This window comes from Aneurinibacillus danicus (assembly GCF_007991215.1).
Lineage (GTDB): Bacteria > Bacillota > Bacilli > Aneurinibacillales > Aneurinibacillaceae > Aneurinibacillus > Aneurinibacillus danicus.
The window spans coordinates 1-16,212 of sequence record NZ_BJXX01000077.1; the positions used below are offsets into that span (position 1 = coordinate 1).

Consider the following 16,212-nt stretch of genomic DNA (forward strand, 5'->3'; position numbering starts at 1 on the left):
CCCTAATTAAGAGGAGGTATGACGACGACGCTGAATCTCAGCTTCCCGTTCGGCCAGTACACCGCTGCGATCCCTAAGTTTATGCTTATGCAGTAGAAACTCATTTTGTAAATCGCTTTGAGACAACCACCGCACATTCCGTTCACTGCAGCGGTTTTCACATGCACGAAGCAGCGAGTTAAGCTGGATAGGAAGATCCATGTCTTTGTATGGTTTTTCCTCATGAATTTCTTGTTTTCTGACTATTAAACGATCGATTAACTCTTGACCATTAAATCCATACCGATTCAGTTCTTCTACATTCAAACGCTTGATGGCGCCAGCAATCATTTTTGCCGCGCCGGAAAAATTCCCGCGCCGGTGATGATAGAGGCCGACCGCAATCTGAATGAGTCCAACCCACATATCGCTGCGTTCCGTTTGGTGAAAGCTTTTCCAGTACTCTTCAAGTACTTCATGACATTCAAAATAGTCTCTATCTGCATGGAAGTATACAAGATAATCAATTAACGCTTGAGGATACATATAACAACCCCGCTTCTTGAAGGCTCGTGTTCTTAATAATAATTATACCAAAAAAGCTAGAGGGTAAGGATACGCGTAAGAACAAAAGATAAAGATCTAGAAATCGAATGATGGTATTAAAATACTGCGTACAATTATAAAAACATAAAAAATGCCAAAAAACATTTAGTGCTACTTATTTACACAGTTGTGTTACGTTGTTAAAATTAGAATAATGTAAAAATAACAAATGTAATCGCTTTTAGAGAAGAAACTAACACCACTATATTGGAGAGGAGGGCAGCATTATATATTTCGTTCTACATAGAGGAACATATTAGGTTATTTAGCTACCGTGTCGTGTTACACTTATAACAATTAGTACCACCTTTTTTATCAATGCAACCATTATATTAGGAGGAGATATCATGCATATTCCAGATGGAATATTAGATCCAAAAGTTTGGGTCACCACAGCCGCGGTATCTGGATTTGTGTTAGCAAAGAGTGTGAAATATTCAAAGGAAAAAATGGAACAACGTGCGGTTCCAGTGATGGGAGTCATGAGTGCCTTTATTTTTGCCGCGCAAATGATTAATTTCCCTGTACTGGGGGCAGCTACTTCCGGCCATCTGATTGGCGCAGCATTGGCAGCGATTTTATTTGGTTTTTGGCCGGCGACCTTAATCATGTCAACCGTGGTGACCATTCAGGCGATTGTTTTTCAAGATGGCGGAATTACAGCGCTAGGCACTAATATTCTAAATATGGCAATTGTAGCTCCCGGAGTTGCAGCCATCATCTATAAGCTATTGGAGCGAATCAATCTTCCTTCCTCTGTCAAAGTATTTGCTTGTAGTTGGTTTTCAGTTTTCATTGTTTCCATAGTAGGAGCTGTTGAATTGGCGTTATCCGGTGTAGTATCGCTTGAATTGGCTGTAAAATCTTTGGCCTTCTGGCATTCATTCATTGGGATTGGAGAAGGGATCATTACTGCCGTTATTTTACCGTTTGCTTTAAAATCTTCATTTGGGATCGCTATGAAGGGAGGAGCTTCACATGAAATCACAAGTTAAAAAATGGTTGATTGCCTCTTTGTTGATTGCCGGGATCTTGTCTCTGTTTGCTTCATCCCATCCGGATGGTTTTGAAAAAGCGGGTGAGGAAACCGGATACATAGAAACAGCTACCGCTTTACTCGCCTCTCCTTTTCCGGACTACACCATTCCCTTCATGGATTCTTGGGTGTCTAATAGTTTGGCAGGAATCATCGGAGTGATTATCACTTATTTTCTATTTACGACACTTGGTAAATTGGTGGGGAGAAATACCCGATGAGATTTTTGATCGATCATCCTCCTTTACGGATTGTCGCTTCCATGGTGGTGATCATCATGGGAGTATCCGTCCATCGATTAGATACCATCCTATACCTTTTGATTCTTGGACAGGGCTGTCTCCTCTTAGAGAAAGTCCCTGTCCGTCTTTTATGGGAAAGAGTGCGTTTGATTATTCCTTTTTTTGCATTTTCCCTTGTATTCTTCGCCATCTACGAACAGGGGATAGAGTATGAATTATTCCCGTGGTTATCTGTATCTTTATATGGTTTTGAAAAAGCACTTATTTATTCAGGTCGTCTTCTCTTTACAGTACAAATTTTAACCTTGATGTTTTATAAGTTGCCTATTCCGGCTTTTTTTCAATCTTTGATTCAACTAAAAGTTCCTGCTATTTTTGTCGAGCTGCTGTTATTCACCCTTCGATATATGGAAGTGTTTAGATCAGAAGCAAAAAGTATGCTCAAAAGCCTCAAAAGCAGAGGATTTCGAGTATCCCAATGGTTCTCCTTGCATAACTATTTGACCCTTTCTAAATTGCTTGGCTCCTTATTTGTGCGTTCATTTAACCGGTCAGAAAGGGTGTACATTGGGATGCTATCTCGCGGATATAAAGGGATGATCCCTATGAAGAAGACGGAAGACTTCAATCCAAACGATAAATGGAAAGCACTCGTATGGGTTGTACCTGTGATCAGTTTATTTATTTGGGATAAATGGTAGGAGGCATAAGATGAAAGAGCTTATCGAGTTTAACAACGTAAGCTACCAATATCAAGGGAATCGATATGCGCTAAAAGATATTTCATTTGATATTAAAGAAAATCGGAAAACAGCGATTGTGGGAGCCAATGGAGCTGGAAAATCCACCATGGTGCTGCATATGAATGGACTGTTCCTTCCTAGTTCTGGGGAAGTTTTCTTTAGAGGCCAGTCAGTGGGGAAAAAGAATCGTGAGACGATGGTGGATCGTGTCGGACTCGTGTTTCAAGACCCCGATGATCAGATCATTTCGATGAATGTCCGAGACGATATTGCGTTCGGTCCGACCCAACGCGGGCTGCCGATGGATGAAATTGAGAAACGGACGGAACAAGCCATGAATTTGCTAGGCATTTCTCATCTAGCAGACCGTAATCCGAATGAACTGAGTTATGGACAAAAAAAGTTAGTGGCGATTGCTGGTGTAATCGCTATGGATACGGATGTAATCATTTTGGATGAACCGATGGCGTTTTTAGATCCAAAAGGAAAGCAAGAGATTCAAAGAATAATGGATATGCTGACACAAAAGGGAAAAACCGTCATTATTACCACTCATGACATGCAACTTGTTGCTGAATGGGCAGATGACGTCATCGTTATGAAGGAAGGTTCTTGTCTAGGGAAAATGTCACCCAAACAACTATTTTCTAATTTGTCGTTGTTGGAAGACGCAAAACTTAACCTTCCTCCCATAGCTCAACTTATTTCGGCTGTTTGGGATGGACAACCCTTACAGATGCCTATTCGGATCGAGGAAGCCAAGGCTTGGCTAAAAGAAAAACTAAGCTAAGGTATCCTCGACTGGGGCTACCGTAAACTTTCCATATTTAACTCCTTTAATGCTAATTAATTGATCACTGAACTTCCGTAACTCACCCGATTTACCTTTAACGACAATCAGCTCTAAACAATTATGATGATCTAAATGGAAATGTGTCGTTGCCATAATCGCATGATGCATATCATGCTGGATGTTTATGAGCTCCTGAAGAACGTCAGTATGATGGTGGTCATAAAATAATAAGATGCTGCCAGCCACATATTGTTCATCATCTTTCCAAGATTGCTTCACTAAGGCATCACGAACCATATCACGGACCGCTTCTGAGCGATTTTCATACCCTTTCGAGCTGATCATTTGATCAAATTCTTTCAATAACTTTTCATCCATGGAAACTCCAAAACGTTTTAAAGTGGACTTTGACAATATGGCCACCTCCATTTCTTCTTGTGTATTTTCTAATTATAATATTTATATAAATACGATGAAAAGATTCTGGGAAAAGTTTTTCTCCAGAAGAAGCTGCTCCTATCTACGATCAGGCCGCATAATAAAGATGTTCTCCTGGTTCACCTGCAAGGTATAAAAATGTTCATAAACTCATCGTGTTTTTTTCGTTTTGGGAGTACCTGAAATTTTTACTCTGATGGGCATGTGGCGCTACCCCAACAATAAAAAGCAAGGATGAATAGTTTACATAAAAATATTATGTTATACAGATGCCCGTACAAGAAAAGCTCTCTTCGGATTAGAGAGCTTTTCCCATTGTTGTATTGAATTTATTCACCAAGTTGTCCATACAAATTCTGTACTGCCTGCGAACTCGCAGCTGCGGCTTCTTCCGGTAATATGCCATGCAGTTTCGCCACTGCGGCTATAGATTTGCGTAAGAAGAGGGGAGTGGTCATTTTTCCGGCAAACGGACCATGATGCGGCCATGGTCCATCCGTCTCAAGCAACAAGTGCGAAAGCGGTACCCGCCGCGCCAGTCTCCGATCGCGCTCCCGATAGCAAACCTCCGGTGTTACCGAAATATAATAACCATGCTCTATGATTCTATCCACTACCTCATCCGGCGCTTTCAACCAGTGAAAGTGCGCTTTGCGAACACCATGCAGAAGCAAAACCTCAACTGCCAGCGCTGCCTTGTCATGTACGGCATGCAGCACCAGCGGCAAATCCAACTTCACTGAAAGCAACGCAAATTGCGCCAGCAATTCTCGGTACGCGGCCAGCTCCCGCACCGCTTCCAAATTATAATGAGGCAATCCCACTTCACCGACTGCATCAATCATTTTCCGTTCTTTATACAGCAAAGAGATAAGCTCATCCAATTCGCCGGGGCAGGGGAGAGGTTGCTCCGGATGATATCCGACGGCCGCATAGATAAACTCCGGATACCGCTGCTTCAGCTCCAGCGTTCGGTATGCGGAAGCAAGGTTCATCGAAACGGCCACCACCCCCGCAATGCCGTCCTCCCGCCACCCGGATACAAGTTTGTCTACTTCATCCATCGGATATCTATCCAGATGAATATGGCTATCCATTAACTGCATCGTCTAATCCAGCTTCTTTCTCCCCGCAAACCCGTCATATAATCCATGATAATGCGTAATCTTTTCCTCGCCTTCCCGCCAGCACAGCAGCACTTCTTCACCATTAATTACCGCCGGAAAATCCACCAGTCCCGGGTCGATCTCTTTCAGCTGGGCACCCTGGCTTTGAATGTTGTTGACATGCATCTGCGCCTGTATTTCCAGAAACTCCAGGCTTCCTTCCATTTTAAAAATATACTCGTCCTGCGTATCCGTAACGGCCTGCTGCTCCTGCCGTTTTTTGTATGTGGTCAACTCAAGGTATTTCTGCCGAAATTCGTTGCGGATGTTCTGCAGCATTTCAATCTCCCGGCGAATTGCCGGCAGCAGTTCGTTGGCTTCTTTAACAGTAAAGAAATGTTTCTGCATCGCCGCCACCTCCTTTTGTTTATTATACTAAAAAAGACAAACTTATTTGTACTATCTAAATTATTGTAATCTATATTGATAAGCTTCAGTAAAGACAGCATCTACACGGAAAATGCCCCAGAAGAGAAGCAACAAGAAAAGATAAAGCCTGATTCGATCATGCTCGCTTCTTTTCTTTCTTGAAAACAATTGTTTCATCCCATACAATAATTGCAGCTAAAAGCAACAATAACGATGCTAAAATAAACAAGGAGGCGAATATGGCACGTATATTACTCATCGCTCCTTATCCGGGATTGAAGGAGCTATTTATCGAAATTACACAGGAGACAGGAAAAAAAGTCGAAATTGAAATCGGTGAGTTAACAAAAGGGCTGGCTATTGCCAGAGAACGGGAAAAAGAAGGGTGGGACGCTATTATTAGTCATGGCACTACCGCCCGTCTGCTGCAGCAGCACTGTCACATCCCTGTCGTAGAAGTTCGCTCCTCAGGCTATGATATGCTTCGTACACTCATGCTTTTAAAGGGATTTCCGGGAAAAATCGGAGTTGTAGGCTCCCATGGCTTCATACAAGGAGCAGAAACTGTAGGAACACTGCTGGATATGGACTTGTCGTTCTTCCTCACAGAAAAGGAGGAAGATAATGAAACGGTACTCCAACAGGCTGCGGTCCAAGGAGTACAGACAATCATTAGTGAGGTTATCAGTCAGGTCGATGCGGCGAATTATGGATTACATACCTTTAGCGTTGTTCCCGGCAGAGAAGCGGTCATCGAGGCAATCAATGAGGCGGAACGTATCAGCACGTATACCGCCCGTGAAAAAGCAACTCATTTCTTATATGAAAATATTTTCCGCGGATACGAAGACGGAATTGTTGCGATTGATGCAAAAATAAACAAAATGATTGCGAACAAGAAAGCGGAAGTTCTCCTTGGCATCGAAGCGGAATTGAATTCAGAAAATACAGGGGAAGCTACTACGTTGTGCTTTCAGTTTGAAGATATCGTAATACAGGGACAACTATCCACCGAAGAAATATGCAACATATCTGGAAAGGAAATCCTTGTCAAAAAACGGGTGATTATTGATAAAGATGAAGTTGTCGGCGCTTTTGCCATCCTGAAAGAGATAGATGAACTAAAACGAACGGAAAGCCGGTTGCGCCGCATAGTGTATGGACCGAAACGGGCTCAAACACGCTTTACCGACCTCATTGCCACAACAGAGGAAATGAAATCCCAGATCGAAACGGCCCGCTTATTCAGCAAGTATGAGACACCCGTACTTATCTACGGAGAGCCGGGTGTCGGAAAACAAAGTCTTGCCGAAGCAATCCATAATGACAGCCCGCGGCGCGACCGCCCATTCCTCATATTGGACTGCGGGACGCTTTGCGATAGCGATCTGCAAACGGACCTGTTTGGAGAGGATGGGGCAGAACTATTCAACACGGCCCGGGGCGGAACTATTTATCTATCCTCCATAGAAAAACTTTCACCAGACGTACAGGATAAACTCATTCATCTCCTGCAGGAAGCGAAAAAGAAACAGGCGGGCAATCCGGAACTTTCGCCGTTTTTCCCCAGGATTATCGCCTCAAATTCCCGTGAACTGCAGTTTGAGATCAAAAGAGGGCGATTTCGGAAAGAACTATACCGCATGTTAAGTGGCGGTACGCTTCGTATTCCTTCGCTGCGCGAACGAAAAGCGGACATCCCCGAATTGGTCCGCTGGTTTATCGCTTCCTTCAACATGAGAGAAGGCAAGCAAATCGTCGGTGTGCGCCCTGAAGTTATGGCACAACTAACGGAAGCGCCGTGGCCTGAAAACGTTAGGCAGCTTAAATCTACGGTAGAAAAGCTCTGCCAAGCCGGACGCGGTATGTTTATTGAAGCGGCAGAGGCGGAAGATATTCTGCGGGAACTGTTCACTGTACCGGAACCATCTTTGGAAGTAGAAGAAGAGACATCTGGTCAGACGAGCGCAAAACCGGAGATAAGCAGAAAACCGTCCTCAAATAGAGAACACACGGAAAGCAATGCGTTCGGCATCCAAATCGAAAACAAAACGCTAGAGGAATTAGAAGCGGAAATTATCATGCGCGTGCTTGAAGAAGAACACAACAACCAGTCTCAGGCCGCCAAACGTCTTGGAATCAACCGGACTACACTCTGGCGAAAAATCAATAAGGCATAAACTTTAAATCTTTACTGTGAATGGAACGGAGCCGGCTTTTGCTCCGTTTTTTGTGCGGGATTTTAACTTTACAAAGAAACACACCTAAACAAGATTCAATTTGCAACATAATGATTAAAAATTAAACAAAAATATATAGAGCACGCATTTGTTTTTCAATTGTATAGTTTGATTTTTGAACAATAATGATGCATAAATAAACATTCCGGACGATTGTCTCTATGGATACGATTTGTTCATATTGCGTATGGCGTTTAAAGAAAAATCCTAAAGCAACACTTTCAGCCGCAACCCCGACATGAAAATCAAAAGAAGTCTTACGATTCTATTTGTTCTTTTTCAACGTTATAAAAGTCTTTAGCACATTCCCGATGTTGCGGATTTTTAAGTTTACATTGATGTCGACAGTCCATTGTTCAAAAAACTGCTCCGGATGTTCACGTATTTGTTCGTACATCTCGGGGTGGTTTTTGAGTCTTGAAGTTAACCGGAATATATCGTCTTTGTACTTCTTTGTCAGTTTTTTTGCAGTCCTCTGCAATTGTTCTTCCAACATATTTGAATAAAGCTGTTCCATTCGTCTGATCTGCTCCGGGCTATCGAAAGAAGCAATATCAGAACATTGGTACTCCGTTAGCTCCGTTTCCAGCTCAATCTGGAATGTAATATGAGGCTTGCGATTTTTTATGGCAGGACGAATTTTACTGTTTCCTGCAAGAACCTGTAATGCTGCTTTCCCCTGGGAGCAAGAAAAGTGTAAGAGTCCCCTTTCGATTTCCCCGTACAACATGGAAAGGTTTTGGATATCGCTTTTGGACAGAATCCCGACCTTCTTTGCGTTCTGAAAAACAGTCCCTTGATTAATAACGATCTGTCCTTTTTTATTTAAAGAAGCCGTGAGCACCACGAAAGGAGTGTTGTTACGGATGTTTTTGCTAATGATACCCAAATTCGATTCAGGCAGTAACAGTGTCTGTTGAACACTGTCTGCAATACTCGCAATGTGCAGGGAAGGGGTCGGTTCCGCTGTGCTCGGCACTGTGAAGTATTCAATGAGCGGTCTGGTTGTTGCAATAATCTCTGTTTGACGCCGCATTTGAGGAAAGCGAATGAAAAAGTCGAATAGCTCATGGATCCCTTTCTTTGATAATTTTTCTCCAAGGACAATGAGTTGCAAGTGAGATAAAAGAGGAAAGCGTTCACTTTGCGTAATGATTTGCTGGATTCCTTCTGTAATGGATGGAGTTTGAATGATAAAATTTGTATAACCTGCTGATTGTTGTTGTTTTTGCATCGCTGCCTGACTACTGGAGCCGGCAGTTTCCACTACCTGTACGATAATCTGATACATGCGCACTTCTTTTCCTGCGAAATCAGATGGAGGAAGTTCATCGATACCAAGCCCCACGACAAGCGCTCTTTTCTCCAATTCTCTATAATCCCAGCACCCTGCAAGCAGAATACTTGAAAAGAGTAGCATGACAATTGCTGATAAAACGTTTTTGTTCCATCGTTTCATAATACAACCTTCTTCTTTCTTAATTTTTTGGAAGAAGTCCCAGTTTTCGCCGTACAAATACACAAGTCAAGAGAAGGACGGGATAACCGGTGAGCAAGAACAAACCGCAAGCACCTGTTACTTTGGTCCAGCGTTCCATTTGCATCAAATTATCCGGGAGCATAGACAAAATAAAGATGAATGGGAGCGACAACATCATCCACCATCGCAATGAGATCCTCGGGAATGTGTTGTTGAATGCAAAAGCCGTTGAGAAAAAAGTGATGAGATGAGTCGTATAGGCTAAAGGGAGCCACAAAATAATGAGCAATAGTTCGGCGCGCTCTACAAATCGCGGGACGATTTCAATTATTTTTGCCATCGTGATGACAGGATATGTTTGGGCTATGGCCATATTGGGGCCAAGTGTTACGAGTGTTCCCAACACAACAAAGGTATAAAAGATACCGGCTGTCCCAATACCAATAGCGGTGTGAAAATAGGCTTTTTTCTTTTGGAAGATAAACGGGTAATATAGGAACAAAATTTCATAGCCCAGAAAGGAGTAGGATGTGCTTGGGAGTGATTGAATCACTGGCGTAACTCCTTCCAAAAAAGGGATTCTTAGTTCATGCCAATCAGCTGCTGGATAGGCTAACGAGAAAAAGAATATGATCATGAAAATGGAAGTTGGTATTCCTGATTCATTGATACGAACAACTGGCATGAGGCCGTCCCATGAACAGTAAAGAAGAACAAGTAGCATACTGCCAATAATGATTCCCAAAGGCGTAAACGGGAGCATTTCTGTTTTTACTACTTCCGCCATGGTTCTAACTCCAGTAATCGTAAAAAACAAGAAATACACTGCGAGAAATAGATTCAGCAATAATCCGAATGTGCGACCAAAAAGTTTCACATTGTACGTAATGGCTGTATCCTTTGGAAAGATGCTGGCGACTCGCAAGATCAACCATAGCGAGACAAGGGCAATACCTAGCGCCAATATAACGGTTAGCCATGCATCCTCTCGTGCTTTTTCTATTACCCCTCTTGGAAGTGTGATGAAACCAGTTCCAACGATGATACCAAATACGAGAAACACAAGCTGGGTAGGGCTTATCATTAGGGACTCTTCATTTCTGTTCATCGCTTATCCTTCTCCATTTCTCATGATATGATTTGATTATTGGTTATCCTCATCTCCGCTTTGTTTTCCGGATTCCATTGGCAAAGGCTTGCTTCTGGTTTGCTGTAACGGCTTGAGAAATGCGGGACGTTTCGTAAGTTTCTTAAAAGGAAAACGCACGAGCGTGTCTTTCCAATCCGCCAGGCGCATGGGAGAGAGAGGTGCCAAATAAGGAACTCCGAACGAAACGAGACGAGCCGCGTGGGCATGGATGAGGAACAATCCCAATATAAAACCGTATAGTCCTAGAATAGTGCTGCAAAGGAACAAGAAAAAGCGCAGAATTCGGTATGTAATTCCCAATATGTAAACAGGAGCTGCAAACGATGAAATCGCGGTAATTGCAACAATCACAATCGTGACAGGACTTACAAGATTGGCATTGACGGCTGCTTCTCCAATGACCAATCCTCCAATGATGCTGATAGCTTGACCGATGGGTTTAGGCAGTTTGACCCCCGCTTCCCGAAGCAATTCAATCATAACCTCCATAAAGAATATTTCCAGAAAAACTGGCATGGCTACTTTTGTTCGGGCAGCATCCATGGAAATAACCAGTCGTGTAGGAATTAATTCAGGATTAAAGGCGACCAGTGAAAGATACAATCCAGGAAGCATGATGCTGAACACAAGAGAAACAATTCTAACAATACGGATCAAAGTCGCGTATTGCCAGCTGCTGTAATAATCATCAACAGTATTTAGCAGTTGAAAAAACGTGATGGGAAGAATCAGCGCATGAGCCGAATTCGATAGTATGATGGCCACGTTTCCTTCAAGCAAATAGGAACAGGTGACATCCGGTCGCTCTGTTGGACGTATTTGAGGAAATAAGGAAAAGGAATTGTCTTGAATTAACTCCTGCAAATGTACTTGTCCCTTTATGGCATCGGTATCAATGGCAGAAAGGCGCCTTTTCACTTCCTTCACGATACTGGGATTGGTCACGTCTTTAATATAAAATATACCGACCTGGGTTCTATCCCGTTTGGCTATACAAACCACTTCGAAAGTTAAGAGTGGATCGCGCAGATGTTGGCGGATTAATGTAATATTAGTATGGAAATCTTCTACAAAGCTTTCTTTTGGTCCGATCACGCTCTGTTCTGTTTCAGGAGCCTCGATACTGCGTTTTTCCGTTTTTTCTATCCCGACTAGGAGTCCCGCTGCTTCCCCATCAACAAGTAACAGTGCCTTTCCATTACATAATTGTTGAATAGCAGTTTGCCATTCTTCTACTCGCTGTGTGTCGGCCATGCTCGCGATTCGCCATTGAATTTCTTGTAAAAGATCGTGTTTTCCGTTTTCTCTGGATAAAAGTTCCTCCTGTTTGCTTCTATACTCCCGGCGTTCCTGCAGGGGAAGAACAATACACTCATTTAGACGGTTGCTATCGATAAGACTTTGGAAGAAAAACAAGGTGACGCGTCGTTCTATGCAAATAAGGTGTCGAGAGCTGAAATCTGTATTATCTCCTAGTTGCTTTGTAATGTCCTGAATATTTTTTTCTAACGAAGTGTGCAAGGATTGCAAAGCGATAGAGGAGAGCGCCGCTTTCTCCCGTGAAAGCCATTGCTTTGGTTTGTGGCCTTTTTTCCACCCAAAAAGATTCATTTTCATTATTGATATCTTCCTTCTTACCATTATTTCCTCTGGATTTTTTTATTGTTACCGAATGCATGATGAATAATGCAAGGTATAGTGTGATAAGGGTCACCGGTACGACCCCGACATGAAAATTGAGGGGAAGGCCGGCTGACTTTTGTAGTGCGAAGTCGCTTCCCTGCTCTGGACCCAATTCAGCATCCAGGAAGGGATAAACGGATAAAAATTCGAAGAAGGAAGATAAAGAGATGGATATTGGAAGAGAAACTCAGACACAGCAAGGAATCTAGTAACAAAAAATAATGTGTCACGCTCTTTCTTATGTTTACACTTACATGAAAAGGCTTTTATACTAGGAAGAAGCCAGGTTGAGTCTGTGGAAACAATGGTCACCCGGTGTTTGTACAAATCATACCAGCTTATCATCTGAGAGAGGAGGACACTGATGTCATTTCAGATGAAGCCATATCCCGAATGGTCCTGGTCCCTGTCGCGCGACCAGATGTTTCACGCCTGTAAACGACAGTATTTCTATCATTATTACGCATCACACGGCGGCTGGCTCCTGACCGCCGCGCCGGAAGCACAGATCGCCTACCGTTTAAAAAAATTGACCAACTTATACCTTGTACTCGGAGAAGCGGTACATACAGCCGCCCAAAAATTAATCGATCTGCGCGAACGAAGCCAAGCCTATCCGACACAGGACCAAATCGTTACATACATACGCAATACGCTGAATGCGGCCTTTCAGGAGTCTAAGCAACGGGAGAGGTGGTGGGGTTATCCAAAGCAATACACGATGCTTCATGAGATGTATTATGAAGGGGAGCTGCCGCGTGATCGCGTTGACGCTGTAGGCAGCCGCATCTCAGTATGTGCGGAACATCTGCTTGCAAGCGACAGCTGGCAGGAGATTCGCGACAGCGGCGACATTACGGTACTTGAAGTCGAGAAACTGAAAGACTTTATCGTCAACGATGAAAAGATTTACGTGAAGCTTGACGTTCTGTACCGACGCGGCGACGGAACGTATGTCATCACCGACTGGAAAACGGGCAAAGTATCCGAAAAGAACGAGGAGCAGTTGTGGCTCTATGCCCTGTATATCCATGAATATTATGGGGTACCGATCGAACAAATCGAGATACGGACCGAGTATTTATTGGACGGCATCTGCGTACGCAGCACTCCGGATGAAGACAACATCATGATGATTCAACATAAGATTAAAGCCAGCCTGCAGAGCATGAAAAGCTATCTTGACGATACATACTACAATCGGCCGCTGCCGGTCGAACGGTTTGCGGGAGCGGGAGATCCTTCAGTATGCCGATTCTGTAACTTCCGTCAGATTTGTCCGGAAAAACAATAAACGAAAGGAGCGGGGCGTAGAACGATTCATCTGTAATTTGTAAAAGGAAATTGAAACAGAAAATTAAAATCTACCCGATTTATAAATTGCATAAAGCAGCCAGAGAAACATCAAGGAAGCGACTCCAAAGCCCAATTCAATTGCAGGTATTTTCCATAGTAACGTAGATTGTCTGCCTATAGACGATCCAATGATAAGTCCGACCATAATGATACTAAAAGAAAGTAAAACAATACTGAAGGAAAGACGATTACTGATTCTGTCCAATTTCTCCAGCAAAAGATGAAGTTCGGAGATAGTAATTTCTACATGTAGTTTTCCCCGTTGCATTGTGGAGGTGATTTCTCTTATATTTTTAGGTAAATTCGAAATGAATTCCGTATATTCGACTATATAGCTCCAAGCGTTCTCTGCAAGATTTTTTGGATGAAAGCGATCCTTTATCAGGCGTTGCCCAAAAGGTTCAGCAACATCCATGATACTAAACTCCGGATCTAATAATTCCACTACGCCTTCAACAGTTAGAATAGCTTTCCCCAGTAGTGTTAAATCCGCAGGGATCTGGATGCGGTGATGAAACGCAACGGTAAATAGATCATTGATAGCTTTGCCCAGGCTAATTTCACTTAAAGGAACACCGTAATATTTGTCCCTTAACTCATCTACCTCTGCTCTTAATAATGCCATATCCGTGTTTACAGGGATTAATCCCATACGAGAAATGGCTTTGATTATCCCATCGGTACTTCCGCGCTTCAAGGAAATAACCAAAGATGAAAAATGGTATTTCATGTCCGGACTTAAACGTCCGACCATACCAAAATCCATCAGCACAATCACTTCTCCCGGTAATACCACTACATTCCCCGGATGGGGGTCGCCGTGAAAAAATCCCTCTATTAAAATTTGATGAAAAATCGAATGGGCTAACCTTTCAGCCACTACTTTACGGTTATAGCCTTTCTCTGCCATTTTTTCCAGGTCATTCACTTTTATTCCTTGTATATATTCCATCGTAAGAACTTTTTTAGTTGAGTAATCCCAATACATTTTCGGAATGCGGATCGTGGAATTGCCAATAAATTGATCTGCTATTTTTTCCGCATTGCGCGCTTCTATACTGTAATCTAATTCCGCTCGTAAGGATTTTGAAAATTCTTCGACCATATCTCTTATTTGATATTTCTTCGCCCAATCCATTCGTGATTCCATAAGCCCCGCTAAGTCCTCAAGTATTTCCAAATCGGTTTCAATAATAGACTGAATCTCAGGGCGCTGGATCTTAACCGCAACAGGTTCTTTGGTATGGAGCAGTGCATAATGCACCTGTCCAATGGATGCCGCAGCCAGGGGTGTCTCATGAAATTCGGCAAAGATCTCTTCTATATTTGCCCCTAATTCTGCTTCAATAATTTGACGGACTTGATCAAAGGGAAAAGGAGGGACACAATCTTGTAGTTTTTCTAACTCCTGAATAATATCCGCAGGAATGAGATCGCGACGTGTACTTGCAATTTGACCCATTTTGATGAAGGTTGGTCCCAACTCTTGCAGAAAAGACCGAATTCTCTCCCCGGTTGTTCTGGGAAGCAAATTTGTATCTGCCACCTCCTTTTTTTTAGGTATCGACATGATATCCGTCAAGCCCAATTCCTTTATAATGTAACCAAAACCATTGCGTAAAAATGCACGGATGATTTCTTGATACCGATGAGCATGCTTCATTTTTCTGCCAAACATAGGGAACCTCCTACATCAATCATTATTGTTATTGCCGCTATTTATTTTCGAAATTTGAATTCTTTGACTGTTCATATGGAGGTAGTTGCCCGAATCATTGCCTTTAAGCTTCTCCTAAAACCAAACCTATCTTTTTCATTTTACCTTCCATTTGAGTGAAGTAAATTTTCCGGTTAAAATTGTCATTTTAGAATTAGTTTACCCTAAATCCCGAATAACAACCAGCGACTACTGTACGGCTATGTCCTCATGAGTTGTTTGATGTGGATGCGGCAGGTCCTTCTCTTTGACTTATTTTGAACCCGTAAGAAAAAAGAGTATACTTAAAAAGCAGAGAGTACAATCGACAAAAGAGGAGAGAACAGGATCATGTGCTTGCTCTTATTTGCTTACAAATCCCATCCCGACTATCGACTGGTATTAGCAGCCAATCGGGATGAGTTCTACAAACGTCCGACCGCACCGGCCGCATTTTGGGATGACAGGCCGGACGTGTTAGCTGGACGCGATATGGAGAAAGGGGGAACCTGGATGGGGGTTACCCGCAGCGGAAGATTAGCCGCACTGACCAACTATCGCGACCCGCAGCACAATCGGCCGGACGCTGAATCGCGCGGCTATCTAGTAAGCGACTACTTGACCGGTACGGAGCACCCCGCCGCTTACCTGGAGAAGGTGAGAGGGGAGAAGGAGCGGTATAACGGGTTTAATTTACTGGTGGGGGATACAGAGACTCTGTATTATTATTCTCCTGTGCTGGATGAAATCACAGAGGTAGCTCCCGGCATTCACGGTCTAAGCAACCATGTACTGGACACGCCCTGGCCGAAAGTGCGAAAAGGAACACGGCTTCTCGCGGAAGCGATAAAGAAAGAGAACATACAAGAGAAGGAATTGTTCGACATTCTTTCCGATGCAGAGCAGGCAGAAGATAGCGAACTGCCGGATACGGGAGTAGGAATCGAATGGGAACGGATACTGTCGCCCCTGTTCATTGCCAGTCCGGATTACGGCACACGCTCGATGACCATAGTGACCATAGATAACAATAATAATATTATGTTTACTGAAAAGGCATTGCAGCCGCATACAGGTGAATGGAACCGCGCCCACTTCTCTTTTTCTATCAAATAGTTCTACATGTATGTATAACTACTTGTCATTTCAGTTTGAATTTCACAAAAAACCACCATGGCATCTCAGCCGCAACCCCGACATGAAAATCATGGGAAGGGCGGTTGACTTTTGTGGTA

Annotated in this window: 15 protein-coding genes; 7 read left to right on the plus strand and 8 right to left on the minus strand. The window is 43.1% G+C overall.

Features of this window, described 5'->3' with window-relative positions; all coding sequences use genetic code 11:
- Positions 1-6: 6 nt before the first annotated feature.
- On the minus strand, positions 7-525 hold the full coding sequence (locus ADA01nite_RS09085) for a DUF309 domain-containing protein (protein WP_146809640.1): 519 nt from the start codon (positions 523-525) through the stop codon (positions 7-9).
- 407 nt (positions 526-932) lie between these two features.
- Here ADA01nite_RS09085 and ADA01nite_RS09090 point away from each other — a divergent pair, with 407 nt between their 5' ends.
- The 4 genes from ADA01nite_RS09090 to ADA01nite_RS09105 are packed head-to-tail and all read left to right on the plus strand — an operon-like array spanning position 933 to position 3,396.
- The gene (locus tag ADA01nite_RS09090) at positions 933-1,580 is read left to right on the plus strand and encodes an energy-coupling factor ABC transporter permease (protein ID WP_146809641.1); all 648 of its coding nucleotides are present in this window, start codon (positions 933-935) and stop codon (positions 1,578-1,580) included.
- Positions 1,564-1,842 (plus strand): PDGLE domain-containing protein, encoded by a 279-nt coding sequence (locus tag ADA01nite_RS09095; RefSeq protein WP_146809642.1) that lies wholly within the window; start codon positions 1,564-1,566, stop codon positions 1,840-1,842. Before ADA01nite_RS09090 ends, ADA01nite_RS09095 begins: the two co-directional genes overlap by 17 nt.
- Complete coding sequence (cbiQ, locus tag ADA01nite_RS09100; RefSeq protein WP_146809643.1) at positions 1,839-2,564, plus strand: cobalt ECF transporter T component CbiQ; 726 nt, start codon at positions 1,839-1,841, stop codon at positions 2,562-2,564. Before ADA01nite_RS09095 ends, cbiQ begins: the two co-directional genes overlap by 4 nt.
- A gap of 10 nt (positions 2,565-2,574) precedes the next feature.
- Entirely contained in the window at positions 2,575-3,396 is an 822-nt protein-coding gene (locus ADA01nite_RS09105) for an energy-coupling factor ABC transporter ATP-binding protein (RefSeq protein ID WP_146809644.1), read from the plus strand.
- Here the strand turns inward: ADA01nite_RS09105 and nikR are convergent.
- The 3 genes from nikR to ADA01nite_RS09120 all read right to left on the minus strand — a co-directional run bounded on the left by nikR (position 3,388) and on the right by ADA01nite_RS09120 (position 5,351).
- Entirely contained in the window at positions 3,388-3,813 is a 426-nt protein-coding gene (nikR, locus tag ADA01nite_RS09110) for a nickel-responsive transcriptional regulator NikR (protein ID WP_146809645.1), read from the minus strand. The two genes, ADA01nite_RS09105 and nikR, sit on opposite strands and share 9 nt — an antisense overlap.
- A gap of 353 nt (positions 3,814-4,166) precedes the next feature.
- Positions 4,167-4,943: a TatD family hydrolase gene (locus tag ADA01nite_RS09115; protein ID WP_146809646.1), complete on the minus strand. Its 777-nt coding sequence runs from the start codon at positions 4,941-4,943 to the stop codon at positions 4,167-4,169.
- A gap of 3 nt (positions 4,944-4,946) precedes the next feature.
- The gene (locus tag ADA01nite_RS09120; RefSeq protein WP_146809647.1) at positions 4,947-5,351 is read right to left on the minus strand and encodes a DUF2203 domain-containing protein; all 405 of its coding nucleotides are present in this window, start codon (positions 5,349-5,351) and stop codon (positions 4,947-4,949) included.
- A 260-nt stretch (positions 5,352-5,611) separates the two neighbouring features.
- On the opposite strand from ADA01nite_RS09120, the gene ADA01nite_RS09125 reads away from it, so the two are divergent.
- Positions 5,612-7,552 (plus strand): sigma-54-dependent Fis family transcriptional regulator, encoded by a 1,941-nt coding sequence (locus ADA01nite_RS09125; RefSeq protein WP_146809648.1) that lies wholly within the window; start codon positions 5,612-5,614, stop codon positions 7,550-7,552.
- A 325-nt stretch (positions 7,553-7,877) separates the two neighbouring features.
- On the opposite strand, the gene ADA01nite_RS09130 is transcribed toward ADA01nite_RS09125, so the two are convergent.
- Genes ADA01nite_RS09130 through ADA01nite_RS09140 form a run of 3 tightly spaced genes read right to left on the minus strand, consistent with a single transcriptional unit; the run spans position 7,878 to position 11,859 of the window.
- Positions 7,878-9,071: a Ger(x)C family spore germination protein gene (locus ADA01nite_RS09130; RefSeq protein ID WP_146809649.1), complete on the minus strand. Its 1,194-nt coding sequence runs from the start codon at positions 9,069-9,071 to the stop codon at positions 7,878-7,880.
- Positions 9,072-9,090: 19 nt separating this feature from the next.
- Positions 9,091-10,200, minus strand: a complete 1,110-nt coding sequence (locus tag ADA01nite_RS09135) for a GerAB/ArcD/ProY family transporter (protein WP_146809650.1) — start codon at positions 10,198-10,200, stop codon at positions 9,091-9,093.
- A 36-nt stretch (positions 10,201-10,236) separates the two neighbouring features.
- Positions 10,237-11,859: a spore germination protein gene (locus ADA01nite_RS09140; RefSeq protein WP_170230212.1), complete on the minus strand. Its 1,623-nt coding sequence runs from the start codon at positions 11,857-11,859 to the stop codon at positions 10,237-10,239.
- Between the two features lie 430 nt (positions 11,860-12,289).
- Between ADA01nite_RS09140 and ADA01nite_RS09145 the strand changes: the two genes are divergently transcribed.
- Positions 12,290-13,219, plus strand: a complete 930-nt coding sequence (locus ADA01nite_RS09145) for a RecB family exonuclease (RefSeq protein WP_146809652.1) — start codon at positions 12,290-12,292, stop codon at positions 13,217-13,219.
- Positions 13,220-13,282: 63 nt separating this feature from the next.
- Here ADA01nite_RS09145 and ADA01nite_RS09150 read toward each other — a convergent pair whose 3' ends face one another.
- The gene (locus ADA01nite_RS09150) at positions 13,283-14,959 is read right to left on the minus strand and encodes an ABC1 kinase family protein (protein ID WP_146809653.1); all 1,677 of its coding nucleotides are present in this window, start codon (positions 14,957-14,959) and stop codon (positions 13,283-13,285) included.
- Positions 14,960-15,328: 369 nt separating this feature from the next.
- On the opposite strand from ADA01nite_RS09150, the gene ADA01nite_RS09155 reads away from it, so the two are divergent.
- Entirely contained in the window at positions 15,329-16,093 is a 765-nt protein-coding gene (locus ADA01nite_RS09155) for an NRDE family protein (RefSeq protein ID WP_146809654.1), read from the plus strand.
- Positions 16,094-16,212 lie beyond the last annotated feature (119 nt).

Excerpts from the sequence above, each read along its gene's own strand:
- ADA01nite_RS09095 (WP_146809642.1), top strand. The coding sequence starts at position 1,564 with ATGAAATCACAAGTTAAAAAATGGTTGATTGCCTCTTTGTTGATTGCC.
- ADA01nite_RS09115 (WP_146809646.1), bottom strand. The coding sequence starts at position 4,943 with ATGCAGTTAATGGATAGCCATATTCATCTGGATAGATATCCGATGGAT.
- ADA01nite_RS09155 (WP_146809654.1), top strand. The coding sequence starts at position 15,329 with ATGTGCTTGCTCTTATTTGCTTACAAATCCCATCCCGACTATCGACTG.
- ADA01nite_RS09120 (WP_146809647.1), bottom strand. The coding sequence starts at position 5,351 with ATGCAGAAACATTTCTTTACTGTTAAAGAAGCCAACGAACTGCTGCCG.
- ADA01nite_RS09130 (WP_146809649.1), bottom strand. The coding sequence starts at position 9,071 with ATGAAACGATGGAACAAAAACGTTTTATCAGCAATTGTCATGCTACTC.
- ADA01nite_RS09150 (WP_146809653.1), bottom strand. The coding sequence starts at position 14,959 with ATGTTTGGCAGAAAAATGAAGCATGCTCATCGGTATCAAGAAATCATC.
- ADA01nite_RS09090 (WP_146809641.1), top strand. The coding sequence starts at position 933 with ATGCATATTCCAGATGGAATATTAGATCCAAAAGTTTGGGTCACCACA.
- cbiQ (WP_146809643.1), top strand. The coding sequence starts at position 1,839 with ATGAGATTTTTGATCGATCATCCTCCTTTACGGATTGTCGCTTCCATG.
- ADA01nite_RS09085 (WP_146809640.1), bottom strand. The coding sequence starts at position 525 with ATGTATCCTCAAGCGTTAATTGATTATCTTGTATACTTCCATGCAGAT.
- ADA01nite_RS09105 (WP_146809644.1), top strand. The coding sequence starts at position 2,575 with ATGAAAGAGCTTATCGAGTTTAACAACGTAAGCTACCAATATCAAGGG.
- ADA01nite_RS09125 (WP_146809648.1), top strand. The coding sequence starts at position 5,612 with ATGGCACGTATATTACTCATCGCTCCTTATCCGGGATTGAAGGAGCTA.
- ADA01nite_RS09135 (WP_146809650.1), bottom strand. The coding sequence starts at position 10,200 with ATGAACAGAAATGAAGAGTCCCTAATGATAAGCCCTACCCAGCTTGTG.
- ADA01nite_RS09145 (WP_146809652.1), top strand. The coding sequence starts at position 12,290 with ATGTCATTTCAGATGAAGCCATATCCCGAATGGTCCTGGTCCCTGTCG.
- ADA01nite_RS09140 (WP_170230212.1), bottom strand. The coding sequence starts at position 11,859 with ATGAAAATGAATCTTTTTGGGTGGAAAAAAGGCCACAAACCAAAGCAA.